This window comes from Aestuariivirga sp. (genome assembly GCF_020252395.1).
Lineage (GTDB): Bacteria > Pseudomonadota > Alphaproteobacteria > Rhizobiales > Aestuariivirgaceae > Aestuariivirga.
In genome coordinates, this window is record NZ_JADCDB010000001.1 from 103,851 (window position 1) to 125,057 (window position 21,207).

Sequence of the window (21,207 nt, forward strand, 5' to 3'; positions counted from 1 at the left end):
CCTGTTGACGTTTCTCCCATGTCACACCTTCCTCCTGCTGATGAAGAAGAACAGAGTGACAACCAGCACCGATATCGCCAGGAAGATGGTCGATATGGCGTTGATTTCCGGCGTGACGATGCGGCGGAGCTGACCCAGCATGTAGGTCGGCAGCGTGTCCTGCCCGCCGGATTTCACGAATTCGGTAATCACCACATCATCCAGCGATATCACGAAGGCCAGCATGAAGCCCGCGAGAATGCCGGGCCAGAGCAACGGCAGCGTGACACGGCGGAACGCCCGCCATGGGGTGGCGTAAAGATCGGCCGCGGCGCGCTCCAGCGTCAGATCCATGTTTTCCAGCCGGGCGCGGATGGGCAGATAGGCGAAGGGAATGCAGAAGGCGGTGTGGGCGGCAACGATGAAGCCGAGGCCCGAATAGCCGGTCCACGCCTTGATGCGCGAGAAGACGATGAGGAGCGCCACCGCGGTCACGATTTCGGGCACCATCAGGGGCTGGTTGATGAAAGCGTACTTGAAGGTCAGGCCGCGGTAGGGTTCGGTGCGCGTAGTTGCGAGGGCCGCCATGGTCGCCGCGGCAGTGGCGATGGTTGCCGCGATCACGGCGATCGCGAAGGAGCGCGCCGCCGCTTCCTGCACCGCCGAATTGTTCCAGGCCGCCATGAACCAGGTGAGCGAAACGCCCTCCCACACCGCAAGCGATGAGCCCGCGTTGAAGGCAAACACCACGAGCGTCGCGATGGGCAGGTACAGCAGGAAGAAGCAGACCATTGCGACCGCGGCGAAACCGCGCTGGCGCTTGACGTCGAAATGGCTAGCCATGCCTTGCCCCCGGCCTCGAGGCGTTGCGCACGTAGAATAGCAGCGCCACCATGACGATCGCCATCAGCGTGATCGAAATGGCGGCTCCAAGCGGCCAGTTTCGCCCCTGTCCGAACTGAAGCTCGATCAGGTTGCCCAGCATCATGTTCTTGCCTCCACCCAGCACGCGCGGCGTCACATAGGCGCCGAGCGACGGTATGAAGACGAGGATGGAGCCCGCGATAATGCCTGGCTTCACCATGGGGATGATGATCCGCCACAGCACCTTGAGGCGGGTCGCATAGAGGTCGTAGCCGGCTTCCACGAGACGGAAGTCGAGGCGCTCCATGGAGGCATAGAGCGGCAGCACCATCAGCGGCAGGTAGACATAGGCCATGCCGAAAAGGATGCCCATGTCGGTGTACATCATCTGGACCGGCGCGGAGATCAGGCCGAGTTTGAGAAGCGCCGTGTTGATAACGCCCTCGTTGCGGATCACCTCCTGCATCGCGTAGGTCCGGATCAGAAGGTTGGTCCAGAACGGGATGGTGATCAGAAACAGCCAGATCTCGCGGGAGCGCTCGCTGCGCGTGGCGATGAAATAGGCCGTGGGAAAGCCGAGCAACAGCGTGATGAGCGTGGTCGCCAGCGACAGTTTCACCGAGCGCGCGAAGATCGCCACATGAGCGTCGTTCAGGGCGAGCGTGTCGTCGAAAATGTCGCGCTGGAAAAAGACGCCGAACCAGCCGTCAGCCGAAAACTGCCAGAGCTTCACATCGCCGTAGTCGCCCTTCGCCATGACCGAGTAGAGGAGCATGACGAAGAGCGGACCCACGGCCGCGAAGAAGATGATGAGCAGCGACGGCGCGGACAGCAGCCAGCGGTTGCGGACGTCCTGGCGCCGCGCGTTTTCGGCGGCCTCGCGGGCTGACAGCATGCGCTCAGTCCCTCACCACCTGGGCGGAATTCGCTTCGAGCGCCACGCCCACGGCATCGCCAGGCTTGTGACCAGCGCCGCCGCCATGCGCGTTCTGCTGGCGGATGATGAAGGTCTCGCCGCCATCGAGCTTCACGTAGTAGTGCGTGTCGGTGCCGAAATAGACGATGTTCTCGAGCGTGCCCCGGAGATCGGCCGTGCCACCGGACTTGACGAGATCGGCGTGCTCGGGCCGCACCACCACGGTGACATGGCCTTCGGGCTTCAGCCCCTCGGGCAGGCCCGCGGCAATCGTGCCGCCACTGGCGAGCCTGACCTGGGCCGAGGCGCCCTCGACCGAAACAACGTCGCCCGCCAGGAAGTTCGTCTCGCCGATGAAGTTGGCGACGAAGCGCACCGAGGGGCGGTCATAGATGTCACGCGGCGAGCCGATCTGCAGGATCTTGCCCTTGCTCATGACCGCGATGCGGTCCGACATGGTGAGGGCTTCTTCCTGGTCATGCGTGACGAAGATGAAGGTGATGCCGGTTTCATTCTGCAGCCGCTTCAGTTCGATCTGCATGTCCTTGCGGAGCTTGTAATCCAGGGCCGAGAGCGGCTCGTCGAGGAGCAGCACCTTGGGGGCCGGCGCGAGCGCGCGGGCCAGCGCCACGCGCTGCTGCTGGCCGCCGGATATCTGGCTGGTGCGGCGGTTGGCGAGCTCCTCCATGCGCACGAGCTGCAGCATCTGGGAGACGCGCCTGTCGATTTCGGCGCGGGGCTTGCCCAGCATCTCGAGCCCGAAGCCAATGTTCTGGGCGACCGTCATGTGGGGGAAGAGCGCGTAGCTCTGGAACACCGTGTTCACGGGGCGCTTGTAGGGCGGCAGGGGCGCGATGTTCTCGCCGTAGAGGAGAATTTCGCCATCGGTGGGAAAATCGAAGCCGGCGATCAGGCGGAGCAGCGTGGTCTTGCCGCAGCCCGAAGGCCCGAGCAGGGTGAAGAACTCATTCTCGCGGATCGAAACCGAGACGTTATCGAGAGCCTTTACGGCGTCCTGCCCGGCTCCGAATTGTTTCGTGACGCCTTTCGCCTCGATGGCGGTTTGGCCTGCTGCCAAGATTGCTCTCTCCCTCACCCCCAGCTGTCCCACCGGGCTGTTGCTCCCATCCTATGACGGGAAATCAGTGTTTGCCAATGGGTTCCGTTGGCGGCGCGGAGTTGACGCGGCGGCCACGCATGGTGCCCGGCCCTTTTTGGTTCAGATCGACCAGCCGCCGTCGATGACGAAGGTCTGCCCTGTCACAAAGGCCGCCTCGTCGCTTGCCAGATAAACCACCAGCATTCCGATTTCCTCAGGCTGCGCCATGCGGCCCATGGGCTGGCGTGAGATGAAGGCCGATTTCGCCGCCTCGTAATCCCCCGTTGCCTTGAGGCGCTCGGCAAGCGATGGGCTGTCAACCGTGCCGGGGCAGATGGCGTTCACCCGGATGCCCTTGGACGTGTAATCCGCCGCCAGGGCCTTGGTCATGCCGATCACCGCGGCCTTGGTGGCGCCATAGACGAAGCGGTTGGGCACGCCTTTGATCGAGGAGGCGGCCGAGGCCATGTTGATGATGACACCCTGCCCCCGGGCGAGCCAGCCCGGCATGAACGCCTTCATCATGCGGTAATGCGCCTTGACGTTGAGGTCGAAGGAGAAGTCCCAGGCCTTCTCGTCGGTCTCCATCAGGGTTCCGGCATGGACGTAGCCGGAGCAATTGAACAGGATGTCCGGCGTGCCGACGCGCTGTGCCGCGGCATCAACCTCGGCCTGCTTCAGCACGTCGAGGGTGAAGGTCTCGATCCCCGGCTGCCCGGCGGCGAGCGACTTCAGCGCCTCGGCGTTGATGTCGGTGGCCCATACCTTCGCCCCCTCCTTCGCCAGGCAGATGGCGGAGGCGCGGCCGATGCCCTGGCCCGCCGAGGTGACGATCGCTGTCTTGCCGTGAAGCCTGCCGGCCATGGACTTCTCTCCCGTTGTCCTGTTCTCTGTCGGGTAAAATCACTAGCGCCTTGCGATGAGGCTTGTCCATGACCAACGATGACCTGTGCTATCTCTCCGCCACGGAGGCCCTGAAGCTGTTCAAGAGGCGCAAGCTTTCGCCGGTCGAACTCACCAAGGCACTGATTGCGCGCGCCGAGGGGGTGAACCCGAAGATCAACTGCCTTGCCGACCGCTACTTCGACGAAGCGGTGGCGCAGGCCAGGGCATCGGAGGCGCGCTACATGAAGCGGGGCGGCAAGACCGGGGCGCTCGACGGCGTGCCACTCGCGGTGAAGGATGCGCAGCGGCTGAAGGGCAAGCGCACCACGCAGGGCTCGCTGATCTTCAGAGACTGGGTGGACGATCATTCGGACCCGATGATCGAACGCTTGCAGAAGGCGGGGGCGGTGATCCTGGCGCGCACCACCACGCCGGAGTTCTGTTTGTCCGGCATCACCGCCTCGCGCATCTGGGGCGTGACGCGCAATCCATGGAACACGGAATGGGGGCCTGGCGGATCGTCCGGCGGATCGGGTGCGGCGCTGGCGGCGGGGATCACCACGCTGGCGACGGGCACCGACATCGGCGGCTCGATCCGCATTCCGGCGGCGGCCTGCGGTGTGGTGGGCTTCAAGCCGCCGCATGGGCGCAACCCGGACGGGCCGCCCGCCAACTTCGACCGCTTCAACCATTGCGGGCCGATGACGCGCAGCGTAGCGGATGCGGCGCTGATGCAGAACGTGACATCGGGTCCGCACCCGCTCGACCATGACTCGCTCAGGCAGAAGGTGAAGCTGCCGACGGAGGCCAGATCGATCCGTGGACTGAAGATCGCCTTTTCGGTGGACCTCGGCTATGTGCCGGTGGAGCCCGCGGTGCGGATGAACATGCTGAAGGCGGTCGAGGTGTTCCGCAAGCTGGGCGCCACGGTGACGGAGGTGGAGCTGGGCTGGACGGCGGATGTCGAGAAGAACGGGCTGCACTGGTACAACCTCATGCATTTCGGCCGGCAGACGATCTGGCACCTGAAGGACTCGAAGCACCTGATGACGGATTATGCCGTCAAGTTCGCCGAGGCGGCGCAGAAGCTGACGGGTGCGGACGACGCGCACCGGCCATGGGAACAGGCGCACCGCATGTACCAGACGCTGGGGCCGGTGCTGGCGGCCAATGACCTGTTCATCTGCCCCACCAACAACGCGCCCTCGGTGAAGGCGGAGCATGACCCGTGGGACCAGAACTTCACGGTGAACGGCCAGAAGGCCGACCCCGAATATGGCTGGGTGATGACCCACCCCTTCAACATGCTGCACAATTGCCCGGTGCTGTCGCTGCCCTCGGGCCATGCCGAAACGGGGGTTCCGACGGGCATCCAGCTGGTGGGCCGGACCTGGGACGATGTGAAGGTTTTCCGCGCGGGCCTCGCCTATGAAAAGGCGGTGGGCGGCTGGTACGGGACGAAAAAAGTCCGGCCGCGGCTGTAATTTCTCTTGACATTTTCTGAAAAAATACCTATAATAGGATCATGAATTGGACACTCACCACCGTCGCTATCGCAGGCACCAAGGTCAGGTTTCATGCCGCCGTCCTGATCTTCATCGCCTGGATCGGCATTGCGGATTACCTGGCCGGAGGCCCGTCAGCCGCCGCTGAATCGATTGCGTTCAATCTGCCCGTGTTCCTTTGCCTGACGCTGCGCGAATTCGGCCGCATCTTCATGGTGAAGCGCTTCGGGGCGAACGCGGCGGACGCAATCCTCTCCCCCATCGGCGGCGTCGCGGCGATGGCGCGGATGCCGGAAAAGCCCCGGCAGGAGTTGCCCGTGCCTATCGCCAGGCCTCTGGCGAATGTGGCGGCCGGCTTCCTCCTAATGCTGACCCTTCGGCCTCGGCCTGTGCCTCGTCACCACCATCGATTTGGACCACGCGGGCATGGCCGGCCGCCTGCTGACCGTGAACGCCGTGCTGGTCGCCTTCAACTTGATTCCTGCCTTTCCGGTGGACGGCAGACGCGTGTTGCGCGCCGTGCTGGCGATGAACGTTCTGACGTGATATCGATTTATCTGGGACGAAGCTGGCGCCACGGCGCCTGTTGAAAGATAAAACCAATTTTTTCCAATACTTATGGGGGCGGATTGCGGCAATTGCAAGCTGCGGGCCGCAGGGCTAAGTCTGCCCCGGCCTGCGGCGGGCAAGCATGGCGTCGAGGTCTCGACTCAAGGATCAATGCGCAAGGTCTTTCACATCTTCTTCCATGCCGAGGGCACCAGGCCCTTTCTGGTGCTGTTCGCGCTGCTGGTGGCCGCCCTGTGCGAGGCGATCGGCATTTCCGCGCTACTGCCGGCGGTGGCCATCGTCGCCGACCAACCGGGTGGCGCCGGCAGCGGCAGCCATTCGGGCCTGAGCCAGAAGGTTCTCGACGCCCTCGACTGGGCAGGCATCGCCCCCAACCTCGGCAACCTGGTGATCATCATCGGCGTGGCGCTTGTGCTGAAGTCCGCCGTCGGCTTCTTCGCGCTTACCTATGCCGCGAATTCCGCCGCGCGCGTGGGCGTGCGCCTGCGCGAACAATTGCTGGATGCGCTGTTCGGCGCCAGCTGGCGCTTCTATTCCGAACAGCAATCGGGAAGCTTCGCCAGCGCCATCAGCGCCGATGCGACGCGCGCCGCCGAAGCCTATCTCATGGCCGCCAATTTCTGCGCCATGGCGGTGCAGGCGGCGATCTATGTGATCATCACGCTGTTCGTGGACTGGCGTCTGGCGCTGCTCGGCCTCGTGGTTGGCCTGGTCATGAGCCAGTCCATGGGCTTTCTGTTCCGCATGTCGAAGAAGGCGGGACGCCGCGGCGTCGACGCCACGCGCGACCTGACGGTGAAGACGGTGGAGCTTCTCGGCAACATCAAGCCGCTGAAGACCATGCACCGCTACGACTCCTTCCGGAGTTCGATCCGCAAGGCGATGCAGAAGCTGGAAAGTGCGCTGCGCCAGCGCGGCATGGCGCAGCAGCTGACCGCGCAGGGCGGCGACGCGGTGATGGCCATTGCGCTGTGCCTGGTCATCTACATCTCATATACCTATTTCCACGTCACCATCACGGCGCTGCTGGTGGGCGGGATCCTGTTCATGAAGGTGCTGGACAATTTCGGCAGGCTGCAGCGCCTGCTGCAGCAGTCGGCGCAGACCGAAGCCTCCTATGACCGGGTGGAGCAGCTGATCGCGCTCACCAAGGCCAATCGCGAGCCCTCGCGCGGGACGCTGGCGCCCGGCGCGACCGGCGACTGCCGCTTCGAGCACGTCAGCTTTTCCTATGGCGGCCATGACGTGCTGCAGGACGTCAGCATCCTCATACCGTCGCGCCAGGTGACGGTGCTGAAGGGCCTGTCCGGCAGCGGCAAGACCACCCTCGTCGACCTGCTGATCGGCCTGCACCGGCCGCGGAGCGGGCGCATCACCGTGGCCGGCACGCCCCTTGAGGAGATCGACATCCTCAAGCTCCGCCAGCGCATCGGCTACGTCTCCCAGGAGCTTTCGCTGCTGCATGCGCCGCTTCGCGAGAACATCTGCCTCGGCGGCGAAGGCCTGACAGACCAGGACGTGGCGCAAGCCGTGAGGCTTGCGGGCCTCGAGGACTTCATCGCCAGCCTGCCGCAGGGCCTCGACACCAGCGCTGGCGAAATGGGCGCGAGGCTATCCGGCGGCCAGCGCCAGCGCATCGCCCTGGCCCGCGCCTTGGTGACCAGGCCCGACATCCTGATCCTCGACGAGGTGACGAGCGCCCTCGACCCCGCAACAGAAGCCGAAATCGTGAACAACATCCGCTCGCTGGCGCATCAATTCACCATCATCGTCATCACCCATCGCGATGCCTGGGTGGACATCGCCGACCGCCTCTACGAGGTGCGGGCCGGGCGGGTGAGCGAAGTGGGCCGCGCCGCGGCTTAGCGCAACGGGCCCTCAAGTGCATCCGCACTTGAGGGCGTAAAGTTGCGCCAGCTTTTGACTCTGGAGCATCTTTCGCTTCGCAAGCGATTCCACTTGCTCGCCCGATGCTCTAGCTGTTGTAGCCGTAGACAGGGTTCAGCCGTTCGCGCACCATGTTGTCCAGCGCGGCCGCCTGCTCTTGCGTCACATAGTCGCGCCAGCCGCCGACCTTGCCGCGGCGCACCTTGAAACTCGACGGTTCGTCGGCATTGCCCGGCTTCATGCTGCGCTGGGCGCCGGCCTTGCCGGCATTCTCGATCTCCATGCGGCGCATGTTGTCGATCGAGGCGAAGCTGACGGCATCGTCGAGATCGGCATCGGCGGGATGCTGGCCGAGGAAGTCGAGAATGCGGCGCAGCTGGCCCTTCGTGTCGGCGCGGAGGTCCTCGTAGCGCACGACGAGCAGCCTCTTCATCTTCGGCGCGGCTGCCGCCCAGTCATTCATGAAGCCGATAATCTTGGGAAGGCCCGCCTGCGCCCCGGCAATGAAATCATGGACGCTCGCATCGCCGCTCAGCGGATAGCCGTTGATGACCTTCTTGCGCGCCGCCATGCGGTGCTTCCACTGGAAGAACTGCGAGACCGCCGTGTCGCGCGGGTCGCGCACTAGCAGCACCACAGGAAGACCGGCATAGATCTCGGCCTTGCGGTCATGGCCGAGATAGTCCTTCAGGTAATTGTCGTGGGTGAAGAACAGCACCGGCACTTGCGGGTGGCGGTTGCGGAACTCGTCGAAGCCCGAGATCGAGTCGCCGGCATAGCCATTCTTCTTCGCGAAGTAGCGCCACAGCAGGACGCGCACCCAGGTGCGGCCGCTCTTGCCGAAGGAAACGATTGCCCCGCCGGCGGCCTTGAGCTTCTTCATCTCCTCGTAGCCGCGGAACCAGCGTTCGGCGCGGATGCCGGTCTCCCGCGGCAGCAGCACGGAGCCGTGCGAGACAAGCTGGCGCAGGCCGGTGCGGAGGTCGAAGGAATTGGGAAGCGGCATCACATCTGGTCTTTCAAAGCGGCAAGGGCGCGGCGGGCATAGCAAATCGCCGCCGCAACAGCAATGCGCCGCCCGTCAGGCACGGGAACTCACATTATATGCGAGGAGATGGGCGATGCGGCTTTCGCCCGCGGGGCCGCGCTCGGCGCGCTGGTGGATGTCGAGATCGGGCTTGCCATTGCCCTCGACGATCATGGCGCCTCCGGCCAGCATGGCAACATCCCAGCCCACCACCACGCGCTGGGGAAAGACCTCATGCGCCTTCACCGCCAGCGAAAGAACGTCTTGCCAGTGCGGCAGGGTGCGGCCGGCGAAGCGGGCGCCGCTCACCGGATGCGCGTCGCGCCAGCCGACGTCCGGGCGGATGCCAATGTCCGACGCGATGCCGATGACACCCGTCTTCAGGTCCACCGCCGTGGCGAGGCCGCCCTGGTGGAAATTGTCCACGACCGAATTGCCGATAGCCATACGGAAGGCGGCATTCGTGGCCTCGGCGCGGCCCTGCTCGTTGCGGCATGTGAGCACCCGGACGGTGGCGAGCGCTCCGTTCGAGATGTCGTCGAGGGCCGGGTGGTTGGCGAGCCGCGGCTGAACGAGGAAATCATCCTTCAGCGACTGGCGCGAGAGCTTCTCCATCAGCTGTGCGCGGGTGAGAATGCCGCCATGGGCATTGCGATAGCGGTCCTCGCCGATGAAGTCCCAACGCTCCATGCGGTGGCCGCCGCTGCCGGAGCGCGGCTTCACGAAGAGATCTCCATCGGGCAGCACGGCGCTGCCGCCCTTCAGCGGCTGGCGCTCGCCCCTGGAAAAATGCATGAGCACCGGAACGGCGCTAACACCCTGCTCATGGCAGTGCTCGGCGAACCAGATCTTGTCGTCCATGCCGTCCAGGCCTTCGGGCGGCTGCAGCAGCGCATAGGCGGGGCCGATGGTTTCATGCGCGGTAAGATAAAGATGCGCGCGCTTCTTGCGCTCCGCCAAGTGCAGCTCGAACATATAGTACCAAAAGGGTGCGATGGCGAAGCGCGACGCCATCTCGACCTGGCCGAAGATCTGCGCGGCCGGGCTTACGCCCGAACGCTGAGCAATGACGCGGGCATTGCGGCGCGCGAAAATGAACACGGCAATCATCAGCGCGATGGGCCAGACGATGGCCGCGACGATGGCCTTCAGCGGCCCCCAGGGCAGCTGCCAGTATACCCAGGCATAATAGCGGTGAAGATATTCGGCGGGCGGCAGCGCCGGCGTGGGCTTGCCGCGGAAGATGCGGCGGAGCGCCATGGGAAGCCCTGCCACCATGTAGGCGAACCCCTCTCCCGCCACCAGCAGGGCCTTCCAGGCAGCGCCCTTCAGCGCCGTCAGGCGGTCGCCAGGGCTGAGGCGGGAGTCTTGCGGGGCAGGCATCGAATCACGGTGTCCGGAAGGGTAAAGGAGAAACGCTCATAGGCCGAAAAGCCCGCGGATGCGAGTGACCGCGCGGGCAAGCCCATCCTCCAGCGGCTGCCGCGGCGCCCGCGAGGGCGGGCCGCCCAGCCACTGCGCGTGGCCCGACGCGATGAGCTGGCGGTGCACCACGCGCAGATCGCGCGAGAAGCGTGGCGGGGCGTAATTGATCAGCAGACGGAACATGGTGGCGCCGGGGCCGCGGCCGCGCCAGCCGATGCGGGTTGCGCCGGGATCTTCACGCATGGCGAAGACCCCCTCCTCGATGTCGAAGAGCAGCACCGGCTTTGCCGTGCTCACCGCCTCCGCCATCATCGAGATCGAATCCGCCGTGACCACGATGCGGCTGGCCAGCCCGAGCATCGCATGGAAGGGATTGCCGGCTGCGTCCGGCTGCCAGCGATGAAGGAAGAAGGGCACGTCGATCGCCGCCTGAAGCGCCCCGGCGGCGGCAGCGCCGGTGCGCGCACTGGTGGTGACGAGAAGCGAACCGCCCTCCCCCCTCGCGAGCGCCGAGGCCTCGCGGCCAAGCCGTCGCGCCGAATCCGCCGTGAAGCGATAGGGTCCGCTCGCGCCGCCCACCAGCACGGCGGTGAAGGGCTGCGGCAGGTGGCCGAGGCGCGGCGCCCAGCGCGCCGCCTCGGCCGCCAGCCGCTCCCGCGTCACGTCATGGACGGGCAGCAGGTTGTGCAGCACGTTGGGCGCGCCGGCCAGACGATACTGCGGCGTGGTGATGACGAGGTCGAAGCGGCTGAGCGCCGACCACGGTGTCCCGACGAAGACGATGCGGAGCTGCGGGTTCTGCTTCTTGAGCCAGAAGGCCACGGCCTCCGCCCCGCGGCCCGAACAGATGACGAGGTCCGGCCACGGTGCCGCAAGCGGGCTCGACGCCGCGAGCTCCACGCCTGCCAGGGTGGGAAGGCTCATCAGCCGCAGCAGGCCTTCGTGACGGCGATAGAAGAGCCGCTTCGACTCAGCCGGCCAGCCCAGTGCGCCTGCGATGGCCCGAAGCTGGGTATTGTCGCCGGAGTGCGGGCTGATCAGGATCCAGGTTTTCAGGCTGCGGTTTTTCAGGCAAAATTTCCATTCTGCGGCAATGACTTGGACCTTGTGACAGAGAGCCGCGCGCGAGCGGCCTTGGACGCGCCGGTCAGTACATGATAGAGGGATCGTTTGTCATCAATAGTTTCGGGGATTGTCATGGCTTCGACCGGCAATGCCGGGGCCACCCGGCCTCACATCTTCATCCAGGCGAACGACAAGCAGTCGATCGGCGCCATCGTGTCCGCCTATTCGATGAAGCGGTCGCCCCACGCCGGCGAGTTCGACGTGACCATCATGAACAAGGACGCCTATCCATGGTTCGCCAAGCGCGACGGGCAGACGTACAAGCGTCATGGCGTGGACCGCGTGTGGCTGGAGAATGACCTGCAGTCCTTCACTCTCACCCGCTTCCTGCCGCCCCAACTGATGGGCTACCAGGGCCGCGCCCTCGTCGTCGATCCGGACGTCTTCGCGGTGCAGGACGTGTGGGAGCTGCTGACGCGCGACATGCAGGGCAAGGCCATCATGTGCCGCGGCTCCAAATTCAAGAACGGCGCCTTCGCCTCCTCCGTCATGCTGCTTGACTGCGCCAAGCTGAAGCACTGGGACGTGGAGAAGAGCTTCAACGAGCTGTTCGAAGGAAAGCGCGACTATCACCAGTGGATCTCGCTGCTCATGGAAGACCCCAACACCATCGGCGTGTTCGAGAACGAGTGGAACGACTTCGACAAGCTGACCCCCGCCACCAAGATGATCCACAACACACGCCGCCGCACCCAGCCGTGGAAGACCGGCCTCAGGGTCGATTATACCCCGACCGAGTTCGTGCCGGTGATCGGCTGGATCATGCGCATGCGCCGCAAGATGTTCGGCGAGCATGCGCTGCTCGGACGCTATGCCAGGCACCCGGACCCAAGGCAGGAGCAGCTGTTCTACGGCCTGCTCAAGGGCGCTTATGAGGCCGGCATGGTGACGGATGCGCAGATCAGGGACGCGATGGACAAGAATTACATCCGCCACGACTCCGTCGAGGTGATGAAGGCCGCGCCCAGCCTGCCGCCGCTCGCCGAAATGAAGGCCGCGGCCTGAGCCCGCCCCACGAGATGCATGAGGCAGGGCCACCCGCGGACGATCTGCGGGTGGCTCTTTTCACGGGCAACTACAACTACATCAAGGACGGCGTCGCGCTGACGCTCAACCGCCTCGTGGCGTTTCTCGAAAAGCGCGGCGTGCCGGTGCTGGTCTTTGCGCCAGTGGCGGAGCGGCCTGCCTTCGAGCCGGTGGGCGAGCTGGTGCCCGTGCCCTCCTTCGCCATCCCGACGCGCAAGGAATACCGCATCGCCACCGGCCTGCCGGAAGCGCAACGCAAGCGGCTCGAAGCTTTCGGGCCCACGCTGTTCCACATCGCGGTGCCGGACATCCTCGGCTACCAGGCGCTGAAGCTGGCGGAAACGTGGAACGTGCCCGCCGTCGCTTCCTATCACACGCGCTACGACACCTATCTGCGCTTCTATGGCCTCGGCATGTTCGGGAAGCTGGGCCAGCGCTACATGAGGAATTTCTACAACCGCGTGCGCCGGGTCTATCCGCCGTCGGAGTCGATGGCGGAGATCATCCGCAAGGAAGGCCAGTCGCGGCATGTGGAGGTATGGGCGCGGGGCGTGGACAGCGAGTTGTTCTCGCCCGGGAAGCGCGACATGGCGTGGCGGCGCGCGCTGGGCATTGCGGACGGCGAGGTGGCGATCAGCTTCGCCGGACGGCTGGTGAAGGAAAAGAACACCGCGATCTTCATGCGCGTGATGAACCTGCTCACCGAGCGGGGGCTTAAGATGAAGCCGCTGGTGATCGGCGACGGTCCCGAAATGGCGGCGATGACGGCGGGGCTGAAGAACGGCGTGTTCGCGGGCTTCCTGCATGGGGAGGACCTGGCGCGGGCCTATGCCTCATCCGACATCTTCTTCTTTCCGTCGGAAAGCGAGACCTTTGGCAACGTGACGCTTGAAGCCATGGCGAGCGGGCTCACCGCCGTCAATGCCATTGCCAGCGGCAGCAATTCGCTGGTGATCGAGGGCGAGACGGGACACCTTGTCAGTGCGCGCGACGAGCAGGGGCTGGCGGCGAAGCTCGAGATGCTGGTGAAGGATGAGGCCTTGCGCCGGCGCATGGGGGCGGCGGCGCGGGCGCGCGCGCTCACCTTCAGCTGGGACGCGATATTGTCGGGCCTGCTCGACAGCTATCGCACGGTCCTGCGCGAAGCCCATGGCCGCTGATCCGGCGATCTGGATCCTCTCGCGCGGGCGCAAGGGCGATCTCGACCAGATGCTGGCGCTCGCGAAGGCCATGGGCTGGCCGCATGAGGTGAAGACGCTGCGTTTCGCCGGGCCGGACATCCCCGTACTGTCGAATTTGCTGCTGAAAGAAAAGATGTCGCCGCCGTGGCCCGACCTCGTGCTCTGCGCCGAGGCTTCGCCCAGTGTGATTGCGCGCGGGATCAAGCGGCTGTCGCCCGGCACGCGCATCGTCTGCCTCGGCCGGCCGGCGGGCGCCCCGGGAAACTTCGATCTCATCCTCACCACCGCGCAGTACCGCATTCCGGCAGCGGCCAATCTGGTGGAACTCTCCATGCCGCTGACCGGGGTGGCAGAGGCCAGCGCCCGGAAGGGCGCCGGCCCGGTCGCTCTCGCCGTCGGCGGCCCTGCCTTTCCCGACCTTCTCGATGCGGCGGCGGCCGAAAGGCTTGCTGCGGACGCCCTGGCACATGCTGCGAAGAGAGGGCAGGTGCTCGATGTCGTCACCAGCCCCCGCACGCCGCCCGGGGCAATTGCCGTTCTCGAAAGAAGCATCGTCGCTCCGCACCGCCTGACCTTGTCCGGACACGGCACGAACCATTACAAGGACGCCCTTGCCGAAGCCTCCGAGATCATCGTGACCAGCGATTCCGTCTCCATGGTGGCGGATGCGCTGGCGAGCGGAAAGCCCGTCTCCATCTATCCGCTGCCACAGGCGCTCAATGCCAAATGGAAGCTGGGCAGCTGGCTCTACCGCAATTCGGTGGAGGCGCCCCAAGCGCTGATGGGGCCGGTGCGCTGGCTGTTCAACGCGGGCGTGATCGAGGTGGCGCCGGACCGGCGCAAGCTCTTCGCGCGCCTCGTGGCCGAGGGGCGAATCGGCTGGTTCGGAGAAGCCGTGCCGCCGCCGCAACCGGGCGCTGCGCGGCGCGACCTTGAAATTGCCGTGAAGTCGCTGCGTGAATTGATGTCCAGACCCTAACCCACCGAGTTTCACATGAACCATCGCACTCTCGGACAGCTTTCCGTCTCCGCCATGGACCCCGGCCGCCTCGCCGCGGCCTTTTCCAGGGGCGCGGTCTTGGGCGAGCGCTCCTGAACATCCTTGCCCACATAAAGCCCGGCAATGACGCGCCGGTTCTCCTCCTGCCGGGGCATGAGTTGAGCTACGGCGATCTTCACGAGAAGGTGGAGGCCGTTCGGCGGCGCTTGGGGCGCGCGCGGCGGCTCATCGCGCTGGAGGCCCAGGCTTCCCATGATTTTGCCGTCAGCTATCTCGCCGCGCTGAGGGGTGGCCATGCCGTGGCCCTGCTGCCGCCGGGCGATGCACCGGCGGCGGAGCGCTTCCGCGGCGACTTCCGCCCGTCACTCTCATGTGGCGTTGCCGATGGCCGCTGGCGCATATCGGAACATGCGGATGCGCCTGGCGCCGGCCTGCACCCCGACCTCGCCGTGATGCTTGCCACCTCCGGCTCCGAGGGCCGGCCCCGCTGGGTGAGGCTGTCACGCGCCAACATCGCCGCCAATGCGGCGAGCATCGCCGGCTATCTCGGCCTCACCGCGGCGGACCGCGTGCCGCAGACCCTGCCCTTTCACTATTCCTACGGGCTCTCGGTGTTGAATTCCCACCTGGCGGCGGGGGCCAGCATGGCCTTTTGCGGCCAAAGCGTGGTCGATCCAGGTTTCCTGGAGGGCGCGGCCAGGAGCGGCTGCACCGGCCTTTCGGGTGTGCCTTTCACTTATGAACTTCTCGAGCGCATCGGCTTCCGGAACAGGCTGTGGCCAAAACTCCGCTACATGACGGTTGCCGGAGGCCGGCTTCCGCCGGAACTGGTGAGACTCTATGCCCAGCGGCTGCAGGCCCATGGCGGGCAATTCTTCGTCATGTATGGCCAGACGGAAGCGACCGCCCGCATGGCCTACCTGCCACCCGAGCAAGCGGCGGACCAACCGGACTGTATCGGTATCGCCATTCCCGGCGGAAAACTCCGCATCGATGCGCCGCGCGGCGAAGAAGGCGAACTCTTCTACCGCGGCCCCAATGTGATGATGGGCTATGCCGCCACCCGCGCCGACCTGGCGCGCGGAGCCGAACTCGAGGAACTCGCCACGGGCGACCTTGCGGTGATGACGGAAACGGGTCTCATCCGGCTTGCCGGGCGGGCCGCGCGCTTCTCCAAGATCGCCGGCCTGCGCATCGGGCATGAGGCCATCGAATGGTCGCTGCGCTCACGCGGCATCGCCTGTGCGGTGACCGGCGATGACGCGGCGATCACCGTTCATGCGGAAGCAACGGAGGCCGACGTGGCGCGGCTGGCGGCGGAGGCTGCCGCGCTTCCGCAACGCTGCATCCGGGTGGAGCGCCATGACGCATTGCCGCGGCTCCCGTCCGGCAAGATCGATTATCGCGTGCTGGCTGCCCCTGCCCCGGCCGCTGCCACCGCGCCGCCGCGCAACCTGCTCCAGGATTTCCGCGCCAGCTTCTACCCGCGCGCCGCCGGGCCGCAGGACAGTTTCGAGAGTCTCGAGGGCGACTCGCTCGCCTATGCGCAGGTGTCGCTCGCCGTTGAGGCGCGGCTCGGCCGCTTGCCCCAAGGCTGGGAGACGATACCTATTGCGCGGCTGGAGAAGATGGCTGGGAGCGAAACGAAGCCGCGGACCAGCCGGTTCGGCAGGATCGAGAGTCACATTGCGCTCCGCGCCGCGGCCATTCTTCTCATCGTGCTGCATCACGCCAGCGGCTGGCCCATTCCCGGCGGCGCCATGACGCTGATGATGCTGGTGGGCTATGGCTTCGCGCGCTTCCACCGCGACGCGCTGTTCGCCGGGCGCGTCTGCGCCATCCTGAAGCCGATGCTGCGCAACCTGCTCCCCTATCTGGTGGTGGTCGCCGGCTTTGCGCTGGCGTGGCAGAAGATTCCGTGGGCCTCGGTGTTCCTCGCCGGCAACCTGGGGCTGGCCGATCCCGCGAAGGGCAGCATGCTGCCCTATCAATACTGGTTCGTGGAGGCCTATGCGCAGCTCTGCCTGCTGACCGCGTTCGCCTTCTGCTTTGGCGGCGTGCGGCGGGCCGTAGCAGCACGGCCCTTCGCCACTGCCTTCATCGCCATGATCGCGGCCTTCGGCCTGCGTTATGGCGTGCCGCTGATCTATGACGTCGGCAACCGCAAGATCTTCCTGCTCAGCTATGTGCTGTGGCTGCCGCTGCTCGGCTGGGCCGCCTATTTTGCGAGGCGGACATCGCAGAAGCTGCTGCTGCTCTTCGCCCTCACGCTGATCTGCCCGGCGGCGGCCTACCTCGGCGGTAACTGGACAGGCGCCTGGGTGATGAACCTGATCCAGCTGCCGGCGATGGCGGCCTTGCTGTTCCTGCCGGCGATCCGCCTGCCGCGGCCGATGCTGCCGGGCGTGATGCTGGTCGCAGCATCGAGCTATCACATCTACCTTTTCCACCAGGTGATCCCCGAGCTTCTGCAGCTGCAGAGCTATGGCGCGTGGGGCATCGCCGCCACGGTTGCCATCGGCCTCATCACCGGCATCGCGGCCGCCACGCTGCAGCGGCTGGCGCTGGCAGGCCTCAGCCGCAAGGCGGAACTGGCGGCGCGCGAGGCTTAAGCCCCGACGAAATCGGCCAGCGCCCTCTCGGTGCCCCTCGCCCAGATGCCGGCGAGGCTCCGGGCGAAGGCCTCGCGGAAGATTTCCGACTGGCCCACATCGCCATAGACATCATCCATCGACAGCCATGCAAGCGGATCAGCCTTGGCCCTCGCCGCAAGCGCCGTCAGGCGCGGCCAGATCGGGTCACCCGCGGTTATGTCCCTGCCCGTCTCCGTCTTGCCGAAGCAATGGCGGCACCACAGCGCGGATTCGAAGGCGAGCGATGAGACGGAGCCTCCCGCTTTCAGCCGGTCGCGCGCCACGGGCACGATGAACTTGGGCTGGCGGTTGGAACCGTCGAAGGCAAGGCGCGGAATGGTGTCGCCGATCTTCGGGTTGGAGAAGCGGCGATGGATGAGGCGGTAATAATCATCCAGCACCACGCCGGGCACCGGCGGCACGGTGGGCATGATCTCGTCGCGCTCGATCTTGGCAAAGAAGGCGGCCACCAGCGGATGGTTCATCGCATCATGCACGAAATGCACGTCGAGCAGGCTGGCCGGATAGGCGATCGCGGCGTGGCCGCCGTTGAGGATGCGGATCTTCATGAACTCGAAGGGCGTGACATCGGGCACGAACTGCACGCCTGCGGCCTCGAGCTCAGGCCTGCCATTGCAGAACGTGTCTTCCAGCACCCACTGGATGAACTCCTCGCAATAGACCGGCCAATTGTCCTCGATGCCGAAATCCTGCGCGCAGAGCTTGCGCTCACGGCCGGTCGTGGCCGGCGTGATGCGATCCACCATGCCGTTTGGAAAGGCGGCAGTGGCGGCGATCCAGTCAGCCAGGCCCTTGTCCCACAGCCGCGCGACACCGGCGACGGCATTGCGCGCCACCACGCCATTGTGGGGGATGTTGTCGCAGGACATGACGGTGAAGGGCTTCGTGCCAGCCTCGCGCCGCTTCTTGAGCCCCAGAGCGATGAGGCCGAAGACCGTCTGCGGATCGTCCGGGTTCCTGCCATCCTGCGCGATCTCCTCGAAGTCCGGATTGAACTGGCCGGTGGCGGGATCGATGAAATAGCCGCCCTCGGTGACGGTGATGGAAACGATGCGGATTGCCGGGTCGGCAAGCTGGAGCACGATGGCGGCGCGGTCCTCGGGCGGGACCATTCCGAGCATGGCGCCCGTCACGCGGGCGCGGCTGACATTGGCCTCCTGCTCGACCACCGTTGTGAGCCAATCCTGCGGCTTCAGCGCGTCATACATGACGCGGTCTGCGGGTCTGACGCCGGTGCCGATGATGCCCCAATCGCGGCTCTTGCCCATGTTGAACAGCGTGTCGAGATAGACCGCCTGGTGGGCACGGTGAAAATTGCCGAGGCCGAAATGCAGGATGCCCGGCTTCAGGTCAAAGGCCCGATAAGCCGGCACGGCGATGCCGGGCTTCAGGCTCGCGAGGGTGGCACGGGAAAGCGTCGTCATGTCAGGCAGTCTCTTTCTGTTCCGGGGGAGCCGTCAGCTCATCCACTGGCCGCCGTCGACGTTGTAGGTCTGGGCCACCACGTAATCGCTCTCGGACGACGCGAGAAAGATGGCGCAGCCCACATGATCCTCGGGTCTGCCCATGCGGCCGAAGGGAACGCCCTCGCCGACGAGGCGCTTCTTCTCGCCCAGCGGACGATTTTCATATTTGGCGAAGAGGCCGTCGACATGCTCCCACATCGGCGTGTCGACCACGCCGGGCGCTATGCCATTGACGTTGATCTTGTGCGCAATGAGCGCCAGGCCCGCCGACTGGGTGATGGAGATGACGGCGGCTTTCGACGCGCAATAGACGGCAACGAGCGCCTCGCCGCGGCGGCCGGCCTGCGAGGCGAAATTGATGATCTTGCCGCCCCGGCCGCGGCGCTTCATGCTCTCCGCCGCCTCCTGCAGCATGAAGATCAGACCCTTGACGTTCACGCCGAAGACGAAGTCATAGCTCTTTTCGGTGATCTCGCCCCAGGGCGCCATGTCGAAGACGGCAGCATTGTTGACGAGGATGTCGATGCCGCCCATCCGCGTCCCGCATTCGGCGACGCAGGCCTTGATCTCGTCCAGCTTGGTGACGTTCAGCGCATAGGCGAAGGCGCCGTTTCCGATCTTCTGCGCCAATGCATCGGCCTCCGCGAAATTGAGGTCGGCCACGCAGACGCGCGCGCCCTCCTTCGCATAGCCTGCGGCAATAGCCGCACCGATGCCACGCGCACCGCCGGTGATGATTGCCGTTTTTCCCTGAAGACGCATCAGACCTGAACCTTTCCCTGGGTATCGAAACGATGGATACGGGCCTTCTCGAAGGCGAGCGACACGGCCTCGCCGGGCTTGCCCAGGTTGTCACCCGGCGCGCGCACCGTGAGGCGGCCCGCCTCGCCCGCATCGACATGAAGAAAAGAGTCGGAGCCGAGGTGCTCGGTGAGCACGATGGCGCCGCGTGCATCGCCACCCTCGCTGACGATGGCGATATGTTCCGGCCGGATACCGACCGTCGCGGCCTTGTACTTCGTGGCGAAGGGGCCGGAGATGAGGTTCATCTTCGGCGACCCGATGAAGCCCGCAACGAAGACCGAATTCGGCTTGTGATAAAGATCTAGCGGCGAGCCCACTTGCTCGATCACGCCCTTGTTCAGCACCACGATGCGGTCAGCCATGGTCATGGCCTCCACCTGGTCATGCGTCACGTAGATCATGGTGGCGTCGAGCTGCTGGTGCAGCTGCATGATCTCGACGCGCATGTTGACGCGGAGCGCAGCATCGAGGTTCGACAGCGGCTCATCGAACAGGAAGCACTTGGGCTGGCGCACGATGGCGCGGCCGATGGCCACACGCTGGCGCTGGCCGCCCGAGAGCTGGCGGGGCTTGCGCTCAAGATAATCGGTCAGGTTCAGCGTCGCGGCGGCCCTGGCCACCTTGGCGTCGATCTGCTCCTTGGGTTCTCCCGCCATCTTGAGGCCGAAGGCGATGTTGTTCCGCACACTCATGTGCGGATAGAGCGCATAGGATTGGAACACCATGGCGAGCCCGCGCTTGGCGGGAGGAACGCCGGTCACGTCTTCGCCATCGATGAGGATCTGGCCGCCGGTCAGGTCCTCCAGCCCTGCGATAAGGCGGAGCAATGTCGACTTGCCGCAGCCCGAGGGGCCGACGAAGACGATGAACTCGCCATGTTCGATTTCGAGATCCGCACCCGGGATGATGACGGTATCGCCGAAGGTCTTGCGGACGTGCTTAAGCGAAATTCCGCCCATGTTACTTCACTGCTCCGAAGGTGAGGCCGCGGACGAGCTGCTTCTGGGCGAACCAGCCAAGGACGAGGATGGGGGCGATAGCCATGGTGGAGGCGGCGGAGAGCTTGGCCCAGAACAGGCCTTCCGGGCTCGAATAAGACGCGATGAACTGCGTCAACGGCGCTGCATCCTTGGTGGTCAGCGTCAGCGTCCAGAAGGATTCGTTCCACGCCAGGATGATGTTGAGGAGCACTGTAGAGGCAATGCCGGGCACCGCCATGGGGGCCAGCACATAGATCAGCTCCTTGCCGATCGATGCCCCATCCATGCGTGATGCCTCGAGGATCTCGCCCGGGATTTCCTTGAAGTAGGTGTAGAGCATCCAGATAATGATCGGCAGGTTGAGCAGCGTCAGCACGAGGATGATGCCGATGTGGCTATCGAGAAGCTTCAGGTCGCGGAAGATCAGATAGAGCGGGATCAGCGCGCCAACCGGCGGCATCATCTTGGTGGAGAGCATCCACATCAGCAGGTCCTTGGTGCGTTTGCCCGGCGCGAAGGCCATGGCCCAGGCGGCTGGGATGGCGATGAGAAGCGCCAGCAGCGTGGAGCCAAGGGCGAGGTAGACCGAGTTCATCGCGAATTTTATGTAGTCCGAGCGCTCCTGCACGATGGCATAGTTTTCGAGCGTCCAGTCGAAGAACAGGAAAGTGGGCGGGATTGATACCGCCTCGCCTTCGGTCTTGAAGCTGGTGAGCACCGTCCACAACACGGGAAAGAAGATCACGAAGCCCAGGCCCCAGGCGAGGCCGGTGAAGATTACCTTGCGGCGGATGGGAACTGCGCGCGCCATGTT

General features: G+C 65.2%; 18 protein-coding genes. 7 read left to right on the forward strand and 11 right to left on the reverse strand.

Annotated features, from left to right (window positions below; translation table 11 throughout):
• Positions 1 to 21 precede the first annotated feature (21 nt).
• The 4 genes from IOC82_RS00480 to IOC82_RS00495 all read right to left on the reverse strand — a co-directional run bounded on the left by IOC82_RS00480 (position 22) and on the right by IOC82_RS00495 (position 3,722).
• Positions 22 to 822: an ABC transporter permease gene (locus IOC82_RS00480; RefSeq protein ID WP_290544202.1), complete on the reverse strand. Its 801-nt coding sequence runs from the start codon at positions 820 to 822 to the stop codon at positions 22 to 24.
• A complete protein-coding gene (locus IOC82_RS00485) occupies positions 815 to 1,738 on the reverse strand; it encodes an ABC transporter permease (RefSeq protein ID WP_290544203.1) in 924 nt (307 codons plus the stop codon). The genes IOC82_RS00480 and IOC82_RS00485 overlap by 8 nt, the downstream gene beginning before the upstream one ends.
• Before the next feature lie 4 nt (positions 1,739 to 1,742).
• Positions 1,743 to 2,837, reverse strand: coding sequence for an ABC transporter ATP-binding protein (locus IOC82_RS00490; protein ID WP_290544204.1), 1,095 nt, complete (start codon positions 2,835 to 2,837; stop codon positions 1,743 to 1,745).
• 141 nt (positions 2,838 to 2,978) lie between these two features.
• Positions 2,979 to 3,722, reverse strand: coding sequence for an SDR family oxidoreductase (locus IOC82_RS00495; RefSeq protein ID WP_290544205.1), 744 nt, complete (start codon positions 3,720 to 3,722; stop codon positions 2,979 to 2,981).
• Between the two features lie 68 nt (positions 3,723 to 3,790).
• On the opposite strand from IOC82_RS00495, the gene IOC82_RS00500 reads away from it, so the two are divergent.
• From IOC82_RS00500 to IOC82_RS00510, 3 genes are all read left to right on the forward strand, one after another.
• On the forward strand, positions 3,791 to 5,227 hold the full coding sequence (locus IOC82_RS00500) for an amidase (RefSeq protein ID WP_290544206.1): 1,437 nt from the start codon (positions 3,791 to 3,793) through the stop codon (positions 5,225 to 5,227).
• Between the two features lie 41 nt (positions 5,228 to 5,268).
• Positions 5,269 to 5,838: a hypothetical protein gene (locus IOC82_RS00505; protein WP_290544207.1), complete on the forward strand. Its 570-nt coding sequence runs from the start codon at positions 5,269 to 5,271 to the stop codon at positions 5,836 to 5,838.
• Between the two features lie 130 nt (positions 5,839 to 5,968).
• Positions 5,969 to 7,684 (forward strand): ABC transporter ATP-binding protein, encoded by a 1,716-nt coding sequence (locus IOC82_RS00510; protein ID WP_290544208.1) that lies wholly within the window; start codon positions 5,969 to 5,971, stop codon positions 7,682 to 7,684.
• A 109-nt stretch (positions 7,685 to 7,793) separates the two neighbouring features.
• Here IOC82_RS00510 and IOC82_RS00515 read toward each other — a convergent pair whose 3' ends face one another.
• From IOC82_RS00515 to IOC82_RS00525, 3 genes are all read right to left on the reverse strand, one after another.
• Positions 7,794 to 8,711, reverse strand: a complete 918-nt coding sequence (locus tag IOC82_RS00515) for a sulfotransferase domain-containing protein (protein ID WP_290544209.1) — start codon at positions 8,709 to 8,711, stop codon at positions 7,794 to 7,796.
• 75 nt (positions 8,712 to 8,786) lie between these two features.
• Positions 8,787 to 10,115, reverse strand: coding sequence for a sugar-transfer associated ATP-grasp domain-containing protein (locus IOC82_RS00520; protein ID WP_290544210.1), 1,329 nt, complete (start codon positions 10,113 to 10,115; stop codon positions 8,787 to 8,789).
• Between the two features lie 36 nt (positions 10,116 to 10,151).
• A complete protein-coding gene (locus tag IOC82_RS00525) occupies positions 10,152 to 11,324 on the reverse strand; it encodes an ELM1/GtrOC1 family putative glycosyltransferase (RefSeq protein WP_366935626.1) in 1,173 nt (390 codons plus the stop codon).
• A gap of 30 nt (positions 11,325 to 11,354) precedes the next feature.
• Here IOC82_RS00525 and IOC82_RS00530 point away from each other — a divergent pair, with 30 nt between their 5' ends.
• The 4 genes from IOC82_RS00530 (at position 11,355) to IOC82_RS00545 (ending at position 17,101) form a co-directional block, all read left to right on the forward strand.
• A complete protein-coding gene (locus tag IOC82_RS00530) occupies positions 11,355 to 12,287 on the forward strand; it encodes a hypothetical protein (RefSeq protein WP_290544211.1) in 933 nt (310 codons plus the stop codon).
• Positions 12,288 to 12,337: 50 nt separating this feature from the next.
• On the forward strand, positions 12,338 to 13,468 hold the full coding sequence (locus tag IOC82_RS00535; RefSeq protein ID WP_290544212.1) for a glycosyltransferase family 1 protein: 1,131 nt from the start codon (positions 12,338 to 12,340) through the stop codon (positions 13,466 to 13,468).
• Positions 13,458 to 14,468: an ELM1/GtrOC1 family putative glycosyltransferase gene (locus IOC82_RS00540; RefSeq protein WP_290544213.1), complete on the forward strand. Its 1,011-nt coding sequence runs from the start codon at positions 13,458 to 13,460 to the stop codon at positions 14,466 to 14,468. The genes IOC82_RS00535 and IOC82_RS00540 overlap by 11 nt, the downstream gene beginning before the upstream one ends.
• Positions 14,469 to 14,647: 179 nt before the next feature.
• A complete protein-coding gene (locus IOC82_RS00545; protein ID WP_290544214.1) occupies positions 14,648 to 17,101 on the forward strand; it encodes an AMP-binding protein in 2,454 nt (817 codons plus the stop codon).
• Here the strand turns inward: IOC82_RS00545 and IOC82_RS00550 are convergent.
• From IOC82_RS00550 to IOC82_RS00565, 4 genes are read right to left on the reverse strand one after another with little or no spacing between them, the layout of a single operon-like run.
• A complete protein-coding gene (locus tag IOC82_RS00550) occupies positions 17,098 to 18,567 on the reverse strand; it encodes a mannitol dehydrogenase family protein (protein ID WP_290544215.1) in 1,470 nt (489 codons plus the stop codon). The genes IOC82_RS00545 and IOC82_RS00550 overlap by 4 nt on opposite strands.
• Positions 18,568 to 18,600: 33 nt before the next feature.
• A complete protein-coding gene (locus IOC82_RS00555; RefSeq protein ID WP_290544216.1) occupies positions 18,601 to 19,371 on the reverse strand; it encodes an L-iditol 2-dehydrogenase in 771 nt (256 codons plus the stop codon).
• Positions 19,371 to 20,372 carry an ABC transporter ATP-binding protein gene (locus IOC82_RS00560; protein ID WP_290544217.1) on the reverse strand — a complete coding sequence of 334 codons (1,002 nt, stop codon included), beginning with the start codon at positions 20,370 to 20,372 and terminating at the stop codon, positions 19,371 to 19,373. The genes IOC82_RS00555 and IOC82_RS00560 overlap by 1 nt, the downstream gene beginning before the upstream one ends.
• A gap of 1 nt (position 20,373) precedes the next feature.
• The gene (locus tag IOC82_RS00565) at positions 20,374 to 21,204 is read right to left on the reverse strand and encodes a carbohydrate ABC transporter permease (RefSeq protein ID WP_290544218.1); all 831 of its coding nucleotides are present in this window, start codon (positions 21,202 to 21,204) and stop codon (positions 20,374 to 20,376) included.
• Positions 21,205 to 21,207 lie beyond the last annotated feature (3 nt).